The sequence below is a fragment of the Planococcus halocryophilus genome (genome assembly GCF_022489025.1).
Classification (GTDB): domain Bacteria; phylum Bacillota; class Bacilli; order Bacillales_A; family Planococcaceae; genus Planococcus; species Planococcus halocryophilus_A.
In genome coordinates this window covers 166,818-186,184 of record NZ_JAKVTG010000005.1, presented here as the reverse complement: position 1 = coordinate 186,184, position 19,367 = coordinate 166,818, and the positions used below count along the sequence as shown (strand labels likewise).

Below are 19,367 nucleotides of genomic sequence, written 5' to 3'. Positions count from 1 at the left end.
GGTAGGACTTTACCTTATAGTGAAGAACAAGTACAAAGTGTCACGATTATAATGGAGAAATGGGGATTTATGATGAAGAAGAAGGAAAAAGTATTTTCTGTATTGGGTTCGGCTGTCTTAGCAAGTTCCTTATTAATTCCTTTTACCACAAATGCCATGGAGATTTCAGGACCGATCGCTTCAACAAGTGTTTTGGAAACACAATCACATGAACAATTGTATGACGCTCGAAATGTGCTGAGTGGCGTAATCCCTACGAGCAAACAATTACTAGCAACCAATAAATTAATCGATTCCATTGGAAGCGGAACCAAAGTTCAGTGGAACAAAATGTTTGGTACACCTTCATCCATCGTAAAAGATAAAGGGTATTTAACAGCTCCATCTTCAGGTTCTGCAGAGACAATTGCGCGCGGCTGGTTAAAAGCCAACGCTGAAGTTTTTGGATTAGCTGAAAAAGATATCGATTCCTTAAAAGTAATTCGCAATTATAAAGTGCCTGGCACAGGTCTTCAACCTGTTACATTCCAACAATCATTTGACGGAATCGAGTCAATTTTTGGTGGACGCGTAATTGTCGCGGTCAATAAATCGGGACAGATATTATCCGTAACAGGCAATTTGTCGAAAGCAAAATCTTTTGTAAATGACTTTGCGTTATCCGAAGCAGATGCATTAAACAAAGTCATTTCATTAGAACAACCAAATTTATCGTATACAGCTAAAGCAGCAGGACAAGCAAATGGTTGGAAAGTGTTTGACGGGAACAATGTATTACCGACAAAACAATACGTCAAAAAAGCGGTATTTTCGAAAGGCGATGAAATGAGACCGGTTTACCGCGTCTTGTATATCGAAGAACTTCAAGAAGGTGCAGAAGTGATTATTGATGCAAAAACAGGAGAACGGCTATACGAACGTTCACTTGTTCAACATTTAAATCCCGAAGGTGCGATTTTTGAAAACTATCCGGGGTCATCTAAAGGTGGGACGATGGTCAATAAATCCTTTAAAGGTGACGCTGCTGCTTCACCAAATGGCTGGTTACTTCCGACAAGTGAACTTGGCGTTACGACACTTGGGAACAATGCAAATTCGTTTGCCAACTGGAGTAACTTTTTAGCGCCAGCCGATCAAGCGGTTCGACCGGTTAATCCATTAGGACAATTTAAATACCCATTCTTAAATGCTTGGCAAAAGAGTAAGGGGCAAGCATTGCCGCCTTCTTATGCAGAAGACGTCAACAGTGCAACAACGAATCTATTTTATCACCACAATTTGTTCCATGATTATTTCTATAAACTTGGATGGGTTGAAGGGGCAGGAAATCTTCAAACAACAAACTTTGGCAAAGGCGGCTCTGAGGGCGATGCCATTATGGGATTGGTTCAAGCAGGAGCGGCGTCAGGCGGGGAACCAACCTACACGGGTCGCGATAACGCTTATATGCTGACCTTACCAGACGGGCTGCCGGCATGGAGCGGGATGTTCTTATGGGAGCCGATTGCAGGCGCGTTTGAAGGTGAATATGCAGACGGCGATTACGATGCAGGAATTATTTATCATGAATATTCTCACGCATTGTCTACACGCTTAGTCGCAGGCGGAGAGTCTCTTGGCAGCCACCAGGCAGGTTCGATGGGTGAAGCTTGGGGAGATTGGTTTGCGATGCATTACTTGATCAAAAATAACTTGCAAGACAAAGCGGTTGTTGGTGCTTACGTAACAGGCAACGAAGAACGTGGAATTCGCAGCTGGGCGTTAGAAGATAGCCCATTGCAATACGGTGATATCGGCTTTGATATTATCGGACCTGAAGTTCACGCAGACGGAGAAATTTGGGCTGCGATTCTTTGGAAAGTTAGAGAAGATTTGCTAGCGTCACTTGGCAAAGAAGCAGGTGAGAAAGTTGTTGAGCAATTGGTCATCGATGCGATGCCAATTTCTGCTCCCAATCCGTCAATGGTAGATATGCGCGATGCCATCATTGCGGCCGATACAGAACGTTACGGCGGGAAACATTACGACACATTGTGGGCAGCCTTTGCAAGTCGCGGGTTAGGATTTAATGCAGCTTCAAATGGCGGCAACGATACCGACCCAACACCTGCTTATAACCATCCGATAAATGACAAAAATGGTTTGTTCGCCGGCAAGATTATTAACGCCGCTACGAATAAACCAGTTGAAGATGTTCGCATCATTATTGGTGAATATGAAGCTAGAACAAGTGCCGTTACGAAAACAGCAGAAAAAGGCGCATTTGGCGTTCCGATGCTAGCAGGGACTTACGACATCACCATCCAAGCAAAAGGCTTTGGTTCACGCACACTAAAAGATGTTGAAATTGATACAGGTAAAAACAAAGCACTGAAAATTTCGTTAGAACCAAATGTTGCCTCTTCATCAAATGGTGCAGCAGTTACGAGCGTGTCTAGTGAGTCTGACAGCAACCAAGTGAAAATGGCCATTGATGATACAGAAGCGAGTGTATACGCATCTGAAGCTCAAGAAGGCGGCTTTACAGGCGCAGAATTTGTTGTTGATTTGGCAACGGATAAAGCGGTTAAAGTGTCTAGCGTCAACGTCAGTGCCTTTAAAGACATCTCCAAAGGAAGATTTGCGACAATCAAAGACTTTACGGTACTTTCTTCTATAGACGGGGAAACGTGGACGGAGATTGTAGACAGTGAATTTACAGCTTCGATTCCACGTCCAGCTACACCTGATTTACACTACAAAGAATACGAACTAGAAAAAACAGTAGAAGCGAAATACTTGAAACTGGTTGTGAAAAACGCACAAAACAATGCAGCTGGCTATATTCAAGTAGCTGAACTGCAAGCATTCGGACCAGGCAAAACAAAAATTTCGCCGCTTGTGCTAGAGCCTGAAGAGCCATTTGTAGCTACAGGGACAGTCACAGCAGGAAATGCTGGAACAGGCATCGGCAACTTAGCTGATGTGGGTGCGACCCTTGCGGTAACGGAAAATGAATTTGTGACTACCCAAAATCCAACTCCGACGACACAAGGTTTGGACGGTTACGTAGTGACGTTGCCTTCGCCATACGGAGACGGAATTCATACATTTAACCTGACAAGCTCAGCAGAAAGTGACTACGATTATGACGTTTATTTCTATAACAAGAACTTTGAAGTCATCGGATCAGTTGCTACTTCTGGAGCTGATGAAACAGGAGTCATTCCTGGTGGCACTGCTTACGTCTATGTTGGATTGTACAGTGGAGCAAACGTACCATTCACATTTACAGCTCTAAGCCCATATTAAAAACTATATACGTCTTAACTATAAAACCGTTAGAGAAAAATTCACCATTTTTCTCTAACGGTTTTTGATTTGGTTTGCACACAATGAAACTCCAGAAGGCTTGAATCGTTAAAGTAATGGAGAAGAATAAAAAGGGAGAGGGAAATTGAATCGACTGAAGAAAGCTTTGGTTTTGTTAGTGGTCCTGACTTTATTAAGTGCCTGTAATTTCAAGGCAGACAATTCATTTGATGATTTATTTAACTATAAAGATTCGTATGTAGGGGATAATAATGCAGTGGTGAATACGGTGATCCACTTGCAAGGAGCTGACTATTTTCGAGGAATCGAACTTCAAACGAAAGAACAACCTTATGGAATCATTGTCGACTATGATTGGTCAGAATCAGCTATCGATCTACATGAAACCGTTATTAATAACGCTTCTTATTTATTTACGTTAATCCAAAATGTGGACTGGGTCATGCTGAAGTTTGAAACAGTGGATGGTGTCGAAGAGTTTAAACTAACGAGAGAAGAACTAGAAGGCTGGTACAAAGTAAACTTAAGAGAAATTGAGAGTGAAGAAAAACTAAAAGAGCTTATCCAAGCGCATGTAGAAAATAGTGAAGAGGTAACGCAATTTTTAAAGTAGTGTTTGCACTCAAGAACAGCAAAAACCCCGCAGCTGCCAGTTTGGCAACTACGGGGTTTTGTTGATTAGTTTGTGAAGAATGCTTCGTGGTGGCGGCTAAATGCTACCGCGAAATCACCGCGTAATACTTGCTCACTAGGGTTAAATGTTGCTTGTACTGTTGGTACAAGATCATATTTACCTTGAGTAACTGAGAACTGAGCGTTTAAGATGTTAAGGTCTAGTGCAAGTTGAACATATGCTTTCAAGTCAGCAGGGATGCTGTCTTGGTCTTTAATCGCAATACGTTCATCTTTATATTGAACGGTTACGTTGCCTGAGAAAGATTCTGCTTGTTTTTGCAAACCTAAACTTTGAACTAATGAGTAAGCAAGTTCAGCTTTTGTTACGCTCCCTGTCGGATCGAATTTACCGCTTGCTTTTGCTTTCATAACGCCATTAGCGAATTGAGCATAATCACGGAAAGCTGATCCTTTAGCTGTAACGGCTTCTGCAAATGGAGTGAAGTCAGAAGAAATGTCGTTAAAGCTTGCTGTTCCAGGAAGGCTTTGACGAATTTCAGCACCCATTACTAAGTAAGTAGCAAGATCTGCACGAGTTAGTTTAGCATCAGGTCTAAATTTCCCTTGAGAGTTAGAATCGAATAAATGGTTTTTGACGCCCATCGCGATTGCTGGTTCTGCAGCGTGACCCGCGATATCAGTTAGTCCAGTGATGCCATTTACTTTTGTGAACGAAAGAACGCCTTCTACTGTTTCCGGAAATGCAAGGCCAACCGGATTTGCATCATTGCCGCGTAAGCCGCGGACTTCTGCTTTCCATTGACCCGGAACTGGGTTGTTAACAATAACAGTACGGTCATAAGTTGTCGCAAACAATAAACTAATACCTGAGCTGTATTCTGTGCCGTCTGGAGAAATTAGGACCAAGTTTACTGGGTTACCTGTTTCTCCAAGAAGACCTTCTGCATTTACTTTTGCAGACAAGATCGAAACGCCTTGTTCTACAGAAAAGTTATGTTGTGTACTTTTAGCTACTACATAATCAACTGAGAAATCTTCGCGTTTTGTTTGTTCTGAAACGTTCGCATTAAATGTTTTTTCGCTGTTTAATGTTGCACCATATGTTTTGTTGTTGAAAATTGAATCGAGTGCTGCATAAGCATTTACATAGCCAGCGCCAACTTCCCATGTTTCATAACCTGGCATGTTTGTCGCCGTGTTTTGAAGAAGTGATTTTACTTCGTCAGGTGAAAGTGTTGGATCTGCTTCTAACAGTAATGCTGTGATTCCTGCTACGTGCGGTGTTGCCATTGAAGTTCCGCTCATCGTCGTGTAATAAGGAAGATGTGCTGGTTCAAGTGTTGTCGCATCTTTTTCTGCTGCTAATGATGTAACTGGAGAAACCGTTCTTGTTGATACAATATCAACGCCAGGAGCAACGATAGAAGGTTCGTCTTTCCAAGACCAAGTTTTTCCGTGAAGGTCAAATGTGCCACCTACATCTTTTGTTCCGCGAGAAGAAAAGTCAGCAAGCGTACCATCTTTTTCACCAGCTCCAACTGAAATGACCCAAGGAGCTTTTGCATATGGATTGTGTGTATCTGAACCAGGACCTGCGTTACCAGCGGCGAATAAAACAACGATTCCGCGGTCATACGCTTTTTTACTAGCTAAGTTGATCGGGTGAGTTGGTACAAAATCTCCACCAGAACCCCATGAGTTTGTGATCACACGGATATTGTATTCTGTTTGATGCGTAATCGCGTAATCGAAACCTCCGATACCATCAAGGACGAATAATGCACCACCAGAACCATAGCCGATCAAGTCAGCGCCAGGAGCGGCTCCTTCGTATTTACCACCAGACATTGCGCCAGTACCGCCAACAGTTCCAGCTACGTGAGTACCGTGTCCAGAGTTTGTGTCAGTGTTTGGAACGTCTTCTGTATAAGAAACGGGAAGAATGCCTGTGATGCTTTGAAGATTTGTTGATCCTAAAACGTTTTGTACAAGATTTCTACCAAGTTCATGGTCTTTATGTGTGCCATCAACGCCGCTGTCATTGACAACCACTCCGATACCATCACCAGAAACCGGTAATCCACCATTTTGTTTTCTGAAGTTATTATCATTTTGTGCTTTATCAACGCCCGTAATCATGTTGGCATCAGCATTGAAATACTCAAGTTTTTCGTTTAAGAAAACAGATTGTACTTCAGGGTTTTGCGCTAGTTCTTCGATTTGTTGTTTTGTTGCGAAAGCACCCACAATTGGGAGGCTCTGCATACTAATGGCGGATTTAATTCCTAACCCTTCCAGCAGATCAAGCTGAGCCTCTGTGGGTTTTTGATCTCCTCGGAATGTAACAATAACTTCTGTCGCTCCTTTGGAAAGAGCCGACCAGACTTTTTCATCTACCTGTGCAGTAGTAGTTGACTGCGAGCTGTTTGCATTAGCGGTAGAGAAAGCTGGGAAGATCAAGAACAACATCGTAACGATCAACAAAATCTTTTTCATTTCATCATTCTCCTTTTCTCAATAGTTTGAAAAATCTTAATTTAATTATCATCTTTTTACTATAGCTTGCCTATTACGCAGAGGTTGTATTTTCCGTTCCCGAAGGTCCTAGGCAAATTACTACCAATGGCGTAGAAGGGCAAAAAAATACCCCCTATATAAATAGGGGGCGGTCAAAACTTATTTTTTATTTTTTACTTTTTTTTTTCGTTGGAACAAGAGTTGCTGGAGCAAGATCCTCTGCTTTAATCGCTTGGATTGCTGCATACGCGTTTACGTAACCTGCGCCAACTTCCCATGTTTCATATCCTGGCATTGTTGTAGCTGTTTGTTGCATCAATTCTTTAATTTCAGCAGGGGATAGAGTAGGATCTACTTCGAGCATTAATGCAATGATGCCTGCTGCATGTGGAGCAGCCATCGATGTTCCGCTGAATGTTGTGTAATACGGCAAATGTGCCGGTGAAATTCCTGTTGCATCTTTATCAGCACTTAACGCTGATAGTGGTGTGAAAACGCGCGTTGAAACGATATCAACGCCTGGAGCAGTGATTGTCGGGCGATCTCCCCAAGTAAACGTTTCGCCGTCAATAACGACAGTGCCACCTTTATCTTTAACGCCACGTGATGAGAAGCTAGCTAGATTTTTAGAAGAATCTCCAGCAGCTACTGTCACAACCCAAGGTGCTTTTTTATAGTTACCAGAAATGGTTGATGCTCCAGAACCAGCATTTCCTGCAGAGAAAACAGTTGTAATGCCGCGATCGTATAATTTTTTAGTTGCAATATTGATTGGGTGATTCGGGTCGAAATCTGTATTTGAGTCGCTCGTGTCACCCCATGAGTTAGTGATGACGCGAATATTATATTCTGTTTGATGCGTTAGGGCGTAGTCAAATCCTCCGATTGTGTCCATGATTGCAATTCCAGCGCCTGAACCGTATCCGATTAAGTTTGCACCAGGTGCAACGCCTTCGTACTTACCACCAGACATTGCACCAGTTCCGCCAACAATACCGGTAACGTGTGTTCCATGTCCAGAAGTAGAATCTGTATTCGGAATATTTTCAAGGTATGCAACCGGTACTAAACCGACTGTGCTATTTAAGTTAATATTCGCCATAACATTTTGTACAAGGTTTTTACCAAGCTGATGATCTTTATGCGTGCCGTCAACACCGCTGTCATTGATGACAACGCCGATGTTTTTACCAGTAATCGGCATTCCGCCATTAGCAGCTCGGAATTCTGGATCTTCACGAACTTGGTCAACGCCAGTTACAGAAGTAGAAGTTTCGTTTTCATATTGAAGCGGTGCGTTGTAATAAATAGAAAGAATATCTGCTGACTCGGCTAATTTCGTTACTTGAGCCGGTGTTACAGATGCTCCTGCCATTGGTAAGCTTTGAAACAGTTGCGCATTTGAAATGCCTAAGCTTTCAAGTACTTGAAGATTGCTGTCGCTGTTTTTGAATGTAATGATTACTTCGATCGGTGTTAATCGATTTTGTAATAAGTTTTGCAGTTTTTGGTCGATGATAACTCCTTCTGTATTAGCTGAAGTTTGGTTTAATGAAAAAGGATTGAATGCAAGACCAAGTGCTAAACAAAGTGCGCTGATAACGATCAATAATCTCTTCATGGTTATCCTCCTAGTATTTTCAGAATTTTTCTTCTTATAATGATTTCATTTATTGCGGGTTAACGCCATTCATCGCGAGACGTATTTCTTCCTACATAAAAAGGCGTATACCTCTACTACTTAAGTAGTAGAGGTATACGCCTTTTAAAAAATTGTTATCTTAACGGCACTAAATTGTTTTGGACGGCAAAGATAATCGCTTGCGAGCGGCTTTTCACGTCAAACTTCTTGAATATATTGCTGACGTGGATTTTTACCGTTTTATCGCTAATATACAGCCGAGTCGCGATATCTTTATTTGATAGTCCTTCAACTAAAACGAGTAATACTTCCATTTCACGAGGTGTTAAGGTTTTGTCTTCTTGGTTGTTTTCTTGTTTATGCATAGATAATAATTTCTTGGTCATGCCTGGTGGAATCACCGATTCACCGCCAGCGACTGTCCGAATGGCATCAATCACATCTTTAGAAGGAGAGTCTTTTAGCAAGTAACCATCGGCACCTTCTCGAATGGCAGCCATGAAATATTCATCGTTATTGTACATCGTCAAGACGATTACTTTAATCGAAGGATAATTGCTTTTAACCCAGCGAGTCAGTTCAATGCCATTCATTTGTGGCATGTTAATATCCATCATAATAATATCTGGCGAAACGCTTGGCAGCATGTCGATCAATTGCGTACTGCCCGTTGCTTCACCAATCACTTCCATATCTTCTTCTTGCGCGATTAATGTTTTTAACCCATCGCGTAAAATTGCGTGATCATCAACCAATAATACTTGAATCATTCTAATAATCCCCCTTCAAACCCCATCTTCGGTATTCGTACGATGATTTCTGTGCCTTTTGTTTCGCTGCTTTCAATTTGAAGTGTGGCACCCACTTTAGCGGCATCTTCGTTCATTTGCAAAATTCCATAATGGGGTTCTTTCATGGCCATCGTCATTGCTTCATACAATGAAAATCCAACACCATCATCTTTAATCTTTAGAAAAATTTGTTCTTTTTGATAGCTCAATAAAATATTTAACGAGCTTGCTTGCGCATGTTTAATACAGTTTTGTATGCTTTCTTGCGTAATCGAGTAAATGACTTTTTCCGTTAATAAACTCAAGCGTGTTTGAACACCGCGTTTATCAAAGGAAATTTGAAGGCCGTTATTGTGATTTTTCTTAATTTCAGCAATCTTTTTTTGAATGGCCAAATCCAAACTGAGATTTTCAGTCGGATGAGGACGCAATGCATAAATCGAATCACGGATTTCTTTCAAGCCTTCGCGTAACGTGTTATTGCTATCGTTGATCATTTGTTGAGCTTCTTGTGGGTGAGAAGGGATTTTACGAGCCGCACTGTCAAATTTCATAACGGCACCAGCCAAGGTTTGTGCAATGCCGTCGTGAATATCATGTGCAATCCGATTGCGTTCTTCAAGCAAAATACGCTGTTCTTTTTCACTAAAAAGCAATTGAGTTTTCAAAAAAATTGCCAATTGGTTTGAAATAGTCGAAATCGAGTGAACGTCTTCGACCACAAAACTATTGGTGCGGATCTTCGTTAAGATAAGACAGCCGATCAACTCGTTATCTAAAATCAAAGGAGCATATACCGCAACTTGCATGTTTTTATCAAAGCATCGAGATAGCGGCGCTTGATCAAGATCTTGTTTGTTAAAAACTTGTGTAGACCGAATTTGTTCTAATTTTGAAAAGTCTTCACTCTGGAGTGTTTCGTTTACATCTTCACGGCTACCTTCTGAGAAGGTCAAATGCCAATTGTCTTGATCATCTTTTGTAAACAAAAAGCTTTCTTCGTAAAATACCACATCACTCAACAAAAGCTTTATGTCTTTATCCCATTCTTTTGTCGGGATAGATTTGTTTAATTCGGATGAAAAATGAAACAAGGCTTTCAAGCGTTGCTTGTCTGCACGCAGCCTCAAAATGGTTGAACTGATAATTGCCAAAAAGATCAAAGGAGACAAGAAGAAGAAGTAAGAAAAAATATCCACTTCGCCTCGATTTTGGCCTCCTAAGTAATAAAGAAGAAAACCATAGACTAAGGAAATGCCAAAACTGAAAAGTTCGCCTCTGCCTTTTTCTGCCCAAATTGCAACCGTATATTTTTCAGGACGAAGAAGCAAAACGATATCAATAATCAGGTTGTTAATAATATAGAAAAGAGCAATAAAGACAAACAAAGAAATGTAATTCATCGATATGTCAGGACCGCTAAACAAAGGCATAAACATGCTTTGAAACCAATGTGCGCCCATAAAACTAAGAACCAGTTGAGCGGGATTGAAGAAAATGATGCGCAGCGGTCTACGATAAATCCAAGTGGTTAGAAGTACTCCTAAAAAATAAAGAACAATCGTCATTTCGATGCCATAAATGAGATAGGTTAAAAAGACGATTGGAAAGGTTAGAGAAGAGTTTCCTTTTCGAAATGGCATCGGATAATGTTCGCAAATGAAGATAAAACTAAGAAGCATTAATAATTCAAACGGTTTTTCAATAGCTGGCAAATGAAACAATGCATAACCTACAAGAGACCAGCCTATTAACGAAATGACCATCATGAAGAGTTGAGCACTATGATGCTTAGCAGTTATCTTTTTCAATCAGAACTCACCAGCCTTTTTGTATTTTTTTATTATTCTAACATTATAGAGCTTAGAAACGAAAGCTAGTAAAATAATCTTAATTTATCAGAAAAGTCAGTCTATTATAATAGAGAACATGTTATATTAGAAAGAAAGTAAAGTACGTTCGAATTATCGCCCGTCAATTAACGATTTTATATGGAAGGAGGACGCGAAATGTGGAATTTAAAAAAGTCCATTTATATTGATCGGGGGATAGGAGAAGTCTATCAATTCGCAACAAATCCGAATTATTGGTATCAATGGTATGCAGGGTTATCTGAAGCAGAAAACCTTCTTGGGTCAGGCGCAAAAGGAACGAGTATGGATTTAAAGTATTTCTTTTTCGGAAGAGGGTTAGCAGTTCATGTCCTCGTGGAAGAAAATGCGGCTGTAGGAGATAGCTATGTTTGGCGTTGCCTTGTTACAGGAGCACTTGATGCGAGGCAAACATGGCGTTATTATCCGAAAGAAGGTGGCACCGAACTCCATTTTGAAATGGACTATAATCTAAACGGCAACATTATTGAAAAATTAGTGAATACACTTTATATTAAGAAGTTGATGGCCAATTCTATAGAACAAACATTGCAAAACTTAAAAGACATTAGTGAAAGTGAATAGTTTGGAAAAATGGGTGATAAAACTAGATTTCCGCTATGCTAAATTTAAAATAGAACATGAAAAATAGTGAAGGCCAGTTGACTTGTAAGACAAGTCAACTGGCCTTTTTTAACATCTCTTTTACTCTTCTGTTTTTTGCTCTCGACGTACAACTAAAACATCGCAAGGACTACTGCTTACAATATGTTGAGACACACTGCCCAAGATATATTGCTCAATTGCATTTAGTCCTTGGGCTCCACACACTATTAGGTCAATATCCAAGCGTTTTGCATAGTCGCGCGATATGACCTTGTCAGGAGAGCCAGGGACAACATAGACATGTATACTAGCGATTCCCGCTGCTAAGGCATCTTTTTTATAGTTGTTTAAAAGTTCTTTTCCGTGATCAAAAATCCGGTCCTCCGGGTCTGGCACGCTCTTTGTCATGGCCGAATAGGAACGCGTATCCACTACATAGATTAGATTCAGTGCAGCCTCATTTCTTTTAGCAATTTCAATAGATTTTTTAAATGCCCATTCTGCTTCCTGTGAACCATCAATAGCCACCAAAATACGTTTGTATTTTAAGGTCATACGAATTCCTCCTAAGGTTTTTTTCGCGTCGTTACTATAATTCTTCAAAACTATCTTAAATCCTCTTTTTAATCTGAATATTCTAATTACTATCATAGGCTATTCAATTAAACGACAACTTAAGGCTGCGTTTCTAAGTTGTGGGCTATAGAAGTCGGCTTAAATTGGAAAACATGTGGAGATCTTTTATATGAAGGTTCATGATGGTTTTTGGAAATTCAACATCACTCCACACATTCTGCATGTACAGAGAGTACATTTAAAGTGCAGAAATATACAAGAGCTCAACAGAATGGAGGTAGAAAGAAATGATGGGACCAGGGTGGGGTATGGGTTGGGGAATGGGAGGAGGGAGTTAGTTGATAGCAGGGTTAGTTGTACTTATCGGCTTCGCCATTTACTACTTTATGAAGAACAACAACAACGGTTTTAATAGTTCGCAGAAAGACTCCGGCACAGATGCAATGGAAATAGCAAAAAAAAGACTAGCTAGAGGCGAAATAACTAATGCAGAATTTGAAGAAATTAAAAAAAGGATTTTATAAAAGGAGAGAGCGTAATGAAAAAGACGATAATTAGTGGCGTATTAGCAGCAGTCTTGATTGTAGGAGGCGGAAATGGTCTGTACATGACATCAGCATCTGCAAAAGGTAATGTAGAAACCGCTATGCAGCATGAAGGCATGACTATGGAACAGATGCATGAAATGATGGGTACTGGCCACATGAATTTCGGCCAGATGAAACCCTTCATGAAGAAAATGCATCCAGATTTAAACAACAGCCAATTACGGGTACTTTACAAAAAAATGCATGGTACTGGTGGTTCATCTCATAGCAAGAACTTTAAAGAGATGATGGGAAACTGATTATCAAAAAACGCGATTTGGGTGCATAAATCCAAATCGCGTTTTTTTATTTGTAAAAATTTGTGGTAATCACATAACTAAATATGATTTAAGTGTTTGCAATAAAATACCAAGTGGGTCAAATGACAAGTCTAGGTGAATCATTTTATGGATAACTTCTGTTGGAACATCGATAATTTTCATTACATCGTTCGAGTTAGCCAATAATAATGTATAAAAAATTCAGGGCAAGACATCGTAGAAACTAGTGTATGTCTCATAAAGAATTCGCTCAAGCTATTGCTGGAGCGATTTTTTTGTGTTTTCTCAATACAGAGCAAGTTAGGATTTAAGTAGCTACAGGAAACAGGTAAGAATATATCAATTTTTTATTAACTTTTAAAGGGTTTATACCGATATTAATGATAAAATAAAGTTGTGAAATAATATACATGAATAACCATTTATCCATTTCTTTTATAGGAGAAAATAGACTAACGATAATAAAAATTAATATACCTAACTGTTTTGTTAGAGAATCGATGATCAAATTTTCATCTTTTTTAAGCTAATAAATCGATAGGTCAATGAATGGAGGCTTTGTTAATGGAAATTGAACAAACCAGGTATTCCCGGTTGGCCCATATAACGAAATTGATCAACACAAACTTTGAATTGCGCCCATTGCTAGAACATGTCATTACGGCCATATCCGAAGAAGTCGTACGATGTGACTCTGTCGGAATTTACTTGCCGCAAGAAGACGGGAATTTCCGGGGATATGTGGGGAAACCAGCCGTTATTAATGGCATGACGCTTGATATGCATGTGGTGGATACAGAGTATGATTTATTAGCAAAAGAAGTAATCGAAACTCAACAAACGATTTATATAGCAGACACGTCTAAAGACAATCGTCCCGACCCAAGAGCGGTGGCGGGGTTTGGCATCAAATCGCTGCTAGCTCTTCCAATTTCATATGAAGGGGAATTGTTCGGACTTGTTTTCCTATTTGACTACGGGATTCCGATGGATTTGACTGCAGATGAAATACAAACAGTAGAAGCCTATGTCAACATGGCGGGCGTAGCGATTCGAAATGTAAAGAACCTTCAACGAAAAGAAAGTATTCTGGCTGAAAAGCAATTGCTGTTAGATTTGACGCGCGATTTGTCTATGACTGCATCTATGTCTGAATTAATGGAAAAATGTTTCCATTATGTCGGTACCGTGCTGAAAAACGATAACATTGCTGTTCATTTATTAGACCCTATCGCAGGTGAAAAAATCAAACCGACCAATATGAGTGCGAAAAGTGAATGGGCTGAAGAAGAATGGTTAGAAAAGCACGAGGAGCTGCAGTTTGATCTGTCGAATGATCGCGTGTTCGGCGCAGTGGTCACTGCTAAAAAGCCCATTTGTATTCGGGACGTCACAAAAGACGACAGAGTCAATCAAGAGGTTTGTAAAGAATTTGGAATTACAGGCATGCTCATGCTTCCTTTTGTATCAATGGGTGAAGTATTAGGAGCACTCGTTCTTGTCAGTTTTGAGGAAAACAATGAGACTTTGTGTGATTCAGATATTGAACTTGCTCAATCTATTACAGAGGCTACTGCTTCGACACTATCAAACTTGCTATATATGGAAAAGCAAGAAATGATTATCGAACAAAGAACGTCAGAAGTTGTTTTGAAAAACGATGAACTGAAAACAGTAGTAACAGAGTTAGAGAGTCTTAGTCGTGAAAAAGAACTGATTTTGAATTCAGTAGATGAAGGCATTTTTGGTTTTGATTTGGATAATAAGATCACATTTTGTAACCGAGCGGCAGAATCGATATTGGGTTACAAAAATGGTGAATTAATCGGACAATCTTACAAAAATATTTTGCCTGAAAACCAAGACTTAATCATCACTTCGGTTTCTTTAGAAGAAGACTTAAAGTTTCTGAAAAAGAGTGGCGATAATTTCTCTGTAGAATACGTCGTTTCTTCAATAAAAGAAAACAAACAGGTCATCGGTGAAGTTGTTACGTTCAGAGACATTACAAAGAGAAAGCAACTGGAAAAGGAAATCAGTCATTTAGCTTATTATGATCACTTAACAGACTTGCCAAACCGAATTTTGTTAGAGGATTATTTAAAACAAAAAACAGAAAAAGCAAAAGTATCAGGACAAAAAGTGGCGGTACTATACTTGGATCTTGATCGCTTTAAAATTATAAACGATAGCTTCGGGCATAGTTATGGAGATATGTTATTGAAGAACGTTGCAAATCGCATAAGACGGAGTGTACCGGCAGATGCATTTGTCTCGCGTCAAGGAGGCGATGAATTTACAATCGTCTTGCCAGGCTATGACAACAATCAAGAAGTATTAAATCTTGTAGATAATTTAATTGCGTCATTTACAGAACCATTCTCCTTAAAAGGAAATGAAGTGTACATCAAAACAAGTATCGGGATTAGTGTGTTCCCAGAGCACGGCAATACGGCTGAAGTATTGATCAAAAATGCAGACGCCGCGATGTACAAATCGAAAGAAAAATCCGGTACGTACCATCATTTCTTCAAAAGTGAAATGAGTGACTGGAGCATGGAAAGCATTTACTTGGAAAATGCTTTATACAAAGCACTTGAGAACGATGAACTGAGCCTTCATTATCAGCCACAAGTAGACAGTAAAACCAATCGCATTATTGGAGCAGAAGCATTGCTTAGGTGGAATCATCCGACAAGAGGTATGGTCTCACCAATTGAATTTATCCCGGTTGCAGAAGAGACAGGTTTAATCGTGCCGATTGGCAAATGGGTTCTTTTAAACGCATGTAAACAGTTGAAAAAACTACACGTGCAAGGAAATTCGGATATGTCAGTTTCCGTGAATTTATCTGGAAGGCAGTTTGAAGAAGACGACTTGATCCCAATGATTGAAAGTATTTTAGTGGAAACAGGAATCGCTCCAGAATTTTTGAATATTGAACTGACTGAAAATCAAATTTTCAAAAATACACATGTAACTTTGGAGAAAATGAGAGAAATAAAAGCATTAGGTATTAAAATAGCATTGGATGATTTTGGAACAGGGTATTCGTCGTTAGGGTATTTGAAAAACTTCCCGATTGATACGTTAAAGATAGACAGATCGTTCATGTTTGATATTTTGACGGATAAAGACAATGCCGCTATTACAAGTACCATTATCACGCTGGCTCAAAACCTCAACTTGAATGTTATTGCGGAAGGCGTAGAAACAGCAGAACAACTAGACTTTCTAATGGCTAAAAATTGCTTTAACATCCAAGGATATTATTACAGTAAACCATTGCCTGCCGAAGCATTGGAAAACTATATCGATATACTGACACCAAAAATATAAGCGATTATAAATCAGGAACCGCGAGTTGGATAAATCCAACTCGCGGTTTTTTATGTCGCAACGGAGCCAAACTTCACACAATCTGCATGTTAAAGGTGTACATTAAGTATGATAAGAGACAATTAAATAAGGGAGGTTGAAAGCAATGATGGGACCAGATTGGGGAATCGGCTGGGGCATGGGAATGGGAGGAGGACTTTGGGTGATAATTCTAATAGTAGCAATCATCGGCTTTGCACTATACTTCTTTATGAAAAACAACAATAATAATAACACGAACAATAATTTTCCTAGTTCACGGAAAGATTCAAGTGCAGATGCAATGGAAATAGCTAAAAGCAGGCTAGCGAAAGGGGAAATCACAACTGAAGAATTTGAAGAAATTAAGAAAAAACTTTTATAAAAAATGAAAAACCGCAATCTGGATAACTAACTCCAAATGGCGGTTTTTCTCTATTATAGGGTTTATACAATCAAGTATTCTTTCAATGCTTGCTGCAATGTTCCAAGTGTTTTGGTCTTCGGATCAAACAATAACCCTAGTGCTACCATTTTTCGAACGACTTCTGCACGTAGCCCAGTGATGATCGATTGGCAACCCATCATGGAAGAACCATCGATAATTTTCATGATGTGGTGAATGACTTCAGGCTCCATTTCTACGATTCCAGACAAGTCTAAGATCAATGTTTGAATGCGAGAGACACTAACTTCGGTCAAAACTTTTTCTTCGATAATTCCTGCTCGGAACGAATCAACAGAACCGATTAATGGCAAAATAGAGACCGATGTACTAATAGGAATAATCGGAACAGACAAGTTTTCCACAAGTTGTCGATGGGCCAAAATCAGCGAGTCTTTGTACGTCGAATAGCTGATAAAGAACGTATTTAAGAAGGTATCAACTCGTGTATTAATGTCTTTTTCCATAGCAAAAAAGTCGAATGCTACTTCACTAGGTACAGCTTGGTCGTATTGTTGAAGGAACGTCCAAAGCGTACGACGAATCGCTTGAATCCATTCTAATTTGAATGATAGCTCGATCGAATGCGTAGCCCATGCAATTCCTTCGTGTTTTGCAAATAATTTAAGATCCTCTTCCTGTCCATCGATAATGTACCTGACAACTTTATGAGCATTGGTTACAAGATCAATATTGCCGACAGTTAAAATTTCATTGATCTTGTCTTTTACTGTGACGGCTTCCTCTAATAATTTTTCTTCAAATGCTATTTGATTTTGCAGAAAGTACGTTTTGATCTCTTCTGAACTTTGCAATGCCTCAGTCATTAGCTTTTCTCCTTTTTCCATAAATCTTTTTGATCACTTTAATTTTGTGTTTAGTATAGTATTAACGAAATTCCTTTACTGCAGTCTTATAAGGACGAGGAACAATTTTAATTATACCCATAGGTGTATAATTAAAAACATTTTTATTCAAGAAAAAATAGCTAAATTTAACCGCTAGTAGAGCGATCGATGAACTATTCACTTGAAACAATTACACAGCTAGAGCATTCAAAAAGCAGTGAGGCATATTGAGTCGTCTCACTGCTTTTAATGGGAATTAGTTTTTTACCGGTAAATCTTCCACGTCTTTTTCTTCCCGTTCTTCTTGTTCGATTTTGTGAAGCATACTGCCAACCGAAGAAATACGTCCTTGAATATCTTTATGTGTTAAATGTTTTCGTTCGAGCATGGTCGGAGATTCGACACCTGCAGCCGCTGCCACGTTAAATAACCCCGCCCGGAGCGACATAACGTAATTGGCAACACGGTACATTTTCTCGCCAACTACTAAACCGTCTTGTAAGTCAGGATCAGTTGTTGCGACTCCAACAGGACAAGTATTTGTATGACAAACTCCCGCCATGATGCAGCCAACACTAATCATAAAGCCTCGCGCAATATTCACAAGGTCTGCCCCCATTGAAAGGGCAATAGCTATTTTATCCGGTGTGATGAGTTTACCGGAAGCAATCAACTTCACACGGTCACGCACACCATATTGACGAAGTAATTCATCGACAATTGGCAGGGCAGTCAAGATGGGCAACCCGACTGAATCAGCAAGTTCTTGATAGGTCGCGCCAGTTCCGCCTTCACCGCCGTCAATGGTGATAAAGTCAGGACCCTTGCCACTGTCTTTCATGATTTGTACCATTTCCTCAAGTCCTTCAACATCCCCGACAACAATTTTCATGCCAACCGGTTTGCCACCAATTTCACGCATTTCTTCAATAAAGCCAAAAAGCTTTTCAAATGAATCGTATTCCGTGAAGCGGTTTGGACTGTTTACAGTTTTACCCGGTTCAATCAACCGAATACGCGCAATTTCTTCGGTTACTTTTTGTCCTTCTAAATGGCCACCCCGTGTTTTCGCACCTTGTGCGAGTTTCACTTCAAAAGCTTTTACTTTTTCCATATCAGCTTTTTCTTTGAACGCTTCCCACGAAAACTCGCCGCCTGGTGTCCGAACACCAAAAAGACCGGGACCAATTTGCATGATCAAATCTGTGTCACCAGCTAAGTGATGATCTGAAATTCCACCTTCCCCGGTATTCATCCATGTACCACCTGCAATGCCGAGTCCTTTTGATAATGCTGTGATGGCATTTTCACCTAATGCGCCGTAGCTCATGGCGGACATGCCTACTTGTCCTTTTATGCGGAACGGTTGTCTGCAATAGCCCTCACCGAGCACAACTGCATCTTCATCGCGCAAATAATACGGGTCAGTAAGAACTTCTTCGCGATGCTCTTTTCGAGACATTAAGCCTTCGTTGTCAATGACATATTGATAAGTCGTTACTTTTTGACTGTTGTCGACTTTCAATTCTGTCCGCAATTTTGGGAATAGTGAATTGCGGATATAGAACCCGTCTTCTGCAAAATTGCGACTAGATCCAAATCCAATTAAACGTTCATTGTATTTGCCGGCTTTGACGATATCCTGGTATTGCATACGTGAGAAAGGTAGACCTTCATTGTCACCAGAAAATAAATATTGGCGTAGCTCCGGCCCGACATGTTCAGCCATATAACGAACCCGTCCGAGTAACGGAAAATTGCGAAGAACGGCATGCTGCTTTTGATGATTATCTTTTTGATAAATATACGCAATGTAAGCAAGTGGAGCCGCGATTGTCGATCCCACTAATGCCGATGGTAAGTATTTCGTTATTTTTCCCATAAAATCCACCTTTTTT

The 19,367-nt window shown here is 40.0% G+C and carries 14 protein-coding genes; 7 read left to right on the top strand and 7 right to left on the bottom strand.

Going from position 1 to position 19,367, the window contains the following annotated elements; translation table 11 throughout:
- The first annotated feature begins 72 nt into the window (after positions 1 to 72).
- Positions 73 to 3,291: a M36 family metallopeptidase gene (locus MLE13_RS08360; RefSeq protein ID WP_240749268.1), complete on the top strand. Its 3,219-nt coding sequence runs from the start codon at positions 73 to 75 to the stop codon at positions 3,289 to 3,291.
- Between the two features lie 145 nt (positions 3,292 to 3,436).
- Positions 3,437 to 3,925 (top strand): DUF4825 domain-containing protein, encoded by a 489-nt coding sequence (locus tag MLE13_RS08355; RefSeq protein ID WP_240749267.1) that lies wholly within the window; start codon positions 3,437 to 3,439, stop codon positions 3,923 to 3,925.
- Between the two features lie 65 nt (positions 3,926 to 3,990).
- Here the strand turns inward: MLE13_RS08355 and MLE13_RS08350 are convergent, their stop codons facing one another.
- The 4 genes from MLE13_RS08350 to MLE13_RS08335 all read right to left on the bottom strand — a co-directional run bounded on the left by MLE13_RS08350 (position 3,991) and on the right by MLE13_RS08335 (position 10,709).
- On the bottom strand, positions 3,991 to 6,444 hold the full coding sequence (locus MLE13_RS08350; RefSeq protein ID WP_240749266.1) for a S8 family serine peptidase: 2,454 nt from the start codon (positions 6,442 to 6,444) through the stop codon (positions 3,991 to 3,993).
- A gap of 187 nt (positions 6,445 to 6,631) precedes the next feature.
- Positions 6,632 to 8,086: a S8 family serine peptidase gene (locus MLE13_RS08345; protein ID WP_240749265.1), complete on the bottom strand. Its 1,455-nt coding sequence runs from the start codon at positions 8,084 to 8,086 to the stop codon at positions 6,632 to 6,634.
- A 155-nt stretch (positions 8,087 to 8,241) separates the two neighbouring features.
- Positions 8,242 to 8,877, bottom strand: a complete 636-nt coding sequence (locus MLE13_RS08340) for a response regulator (protein WP_240749264.1) — start codon at positions 8,875 to 8,877, stop codon at positions 8,242 to 8,244.
- Positions 8,874 to 10,709 (bottom strand): sensor histidine kinase, encoded by a 1,836-nt coding sequence (locus tag MLE13_RS08335; protein WP_240749263.1) that lies wholly within the window; start codon positions 10,707 to 10,709, stop codon positions 8,874 to 8,876. The genes MLE13_RS08340 and MLE13_RS08335 overlap by 4 nt, the downstream gene beginning before the upstream one ends.
- 198 nt (positions 10,710 to 10,907) lie before the next feature.
- Here MLE13_RS08335 and MLE13_RS08330 point away from each other — a divergent pair, with 198 nt between their 5' ends.
- A complete protein-coding gene (locus tag MLE13_RS08330) occupies positions 10,908 to 11,354 on the top strand; it encodes an SRPBCC family protein (protein ID WP_240749262.1) in 447 nt (148 codons plus the stop codon).
- Positions 11,355 to 11,474: 120 nt separating this feature from the next.
- Here the strand turns inward: MLE13_RS08330 and MLE13_RS08325 are convergent, their stop codons facing one another.
- Positions 11,475 to 11,930 carry a universal stress protein gene (locus tag MLE13_RS08325; RefSeq protein WP_240749261.1) on the bottom strand — a complete coding sequence of 152 codons (456 nt, stop codon included), beginning with the start codon at positions 11,928 to 11,930 and terminating at the stop codon, positions 11,475 to 11,477.
- 359 nt (positions 11,931 to 12,289) lie between these two features.
- On the opposite strand from MLE13_RS08325, the gene MLE13_RS08320 reads away from it, so the two are divergent.
- The 4 genes from MLE13_RS08320 (at position 12,290) to MLE13_RS08305 (ending at position 16,561) form a co-directional block, all read left to right on the top strand.
- Complete coding sequence (locus tag MLE13_RS08320; protein ID WP_240749260.1) at positions 12,290 to 12,475, top strand: SHOCT domain-containing protein; 186 nt, start codon at positions 12,290 to 12,292, stop codon at positions 12,473 to 12,475.
- A gap of 14 nt (positions 12,476 to 12,489) precedes the next feature.
- Complete coding sequence (locus MLE13_RS08315; protein ID WP_240749259.1) at positions 12,490 to 12,798, top strand: hypothetical protein; 309 nt, start codon at positions 12,490 to 12,492, stop codon at positions 12,796 to 12,798.
- Between the two features lie 585 nt (positions 12,799 to 13,383).
- On the top strand, positions 13,384 to 16,158 hold the full coding sequence (locus MLE13_RS08310; protein ID WP_240749258.1) for a bifunctional diguanylate cyclase/phosphodiesterase: 2,775 nt from the start codon (positions 13,384 to 13,386) through the stop codon (positions 16,156 to 16,158).
- A gap of 145 nt (positions 16,159 to 16,303) precedes the next feature.
- Positions 16,304 to 16,561, top strand: a complete 258-nt coding sequence (locus MLE13_RS08305) for an SHOCT domain-containing protein (protein ID WP_240749257.1) — start codon at positions 16,304 to 16,306, stop codon at positions 16,559 to 16,561.
- Positions 16,562 to 16,623: 62 nt separating this feature from the next.
- Here the strand turns inward: MLE13_RS08305 and MLE13_RS08300 are convergent, their stop codons facing one another.
- Together MLE13_RS08300 and MLE13_RS08295 are read right to left on the bottom strand one after the other, a co-directional pair.
- Positions 16,624 to 17,448 (bottom strand): STAS domain-containing protein, encoded by an 825-nt coding sequence (locus tag MLE13_RS08300; protein WP_240749256.1) that lies wholly within the window; start codon positions 17,446 to 17,448, stop codon positions 16,624 to 16,626.
- 277 nt (positions 17,449 to 17,725) lie between these two features.
- Positions 17,726 to 19,351: an FMN-binding glutamate synthase family protein gene (locus MLE13_RS08295; RefSeq protein WP_240749255.1), complete on the bottom strand. Its 1,626-nt coding sequence runs from the start codon at positions 19,349 to 19,351 to the stop codon at positions 17,726 to 17,728.
- Positions 19,352 to 19,367: the final 16 nt, after the last annotated feature.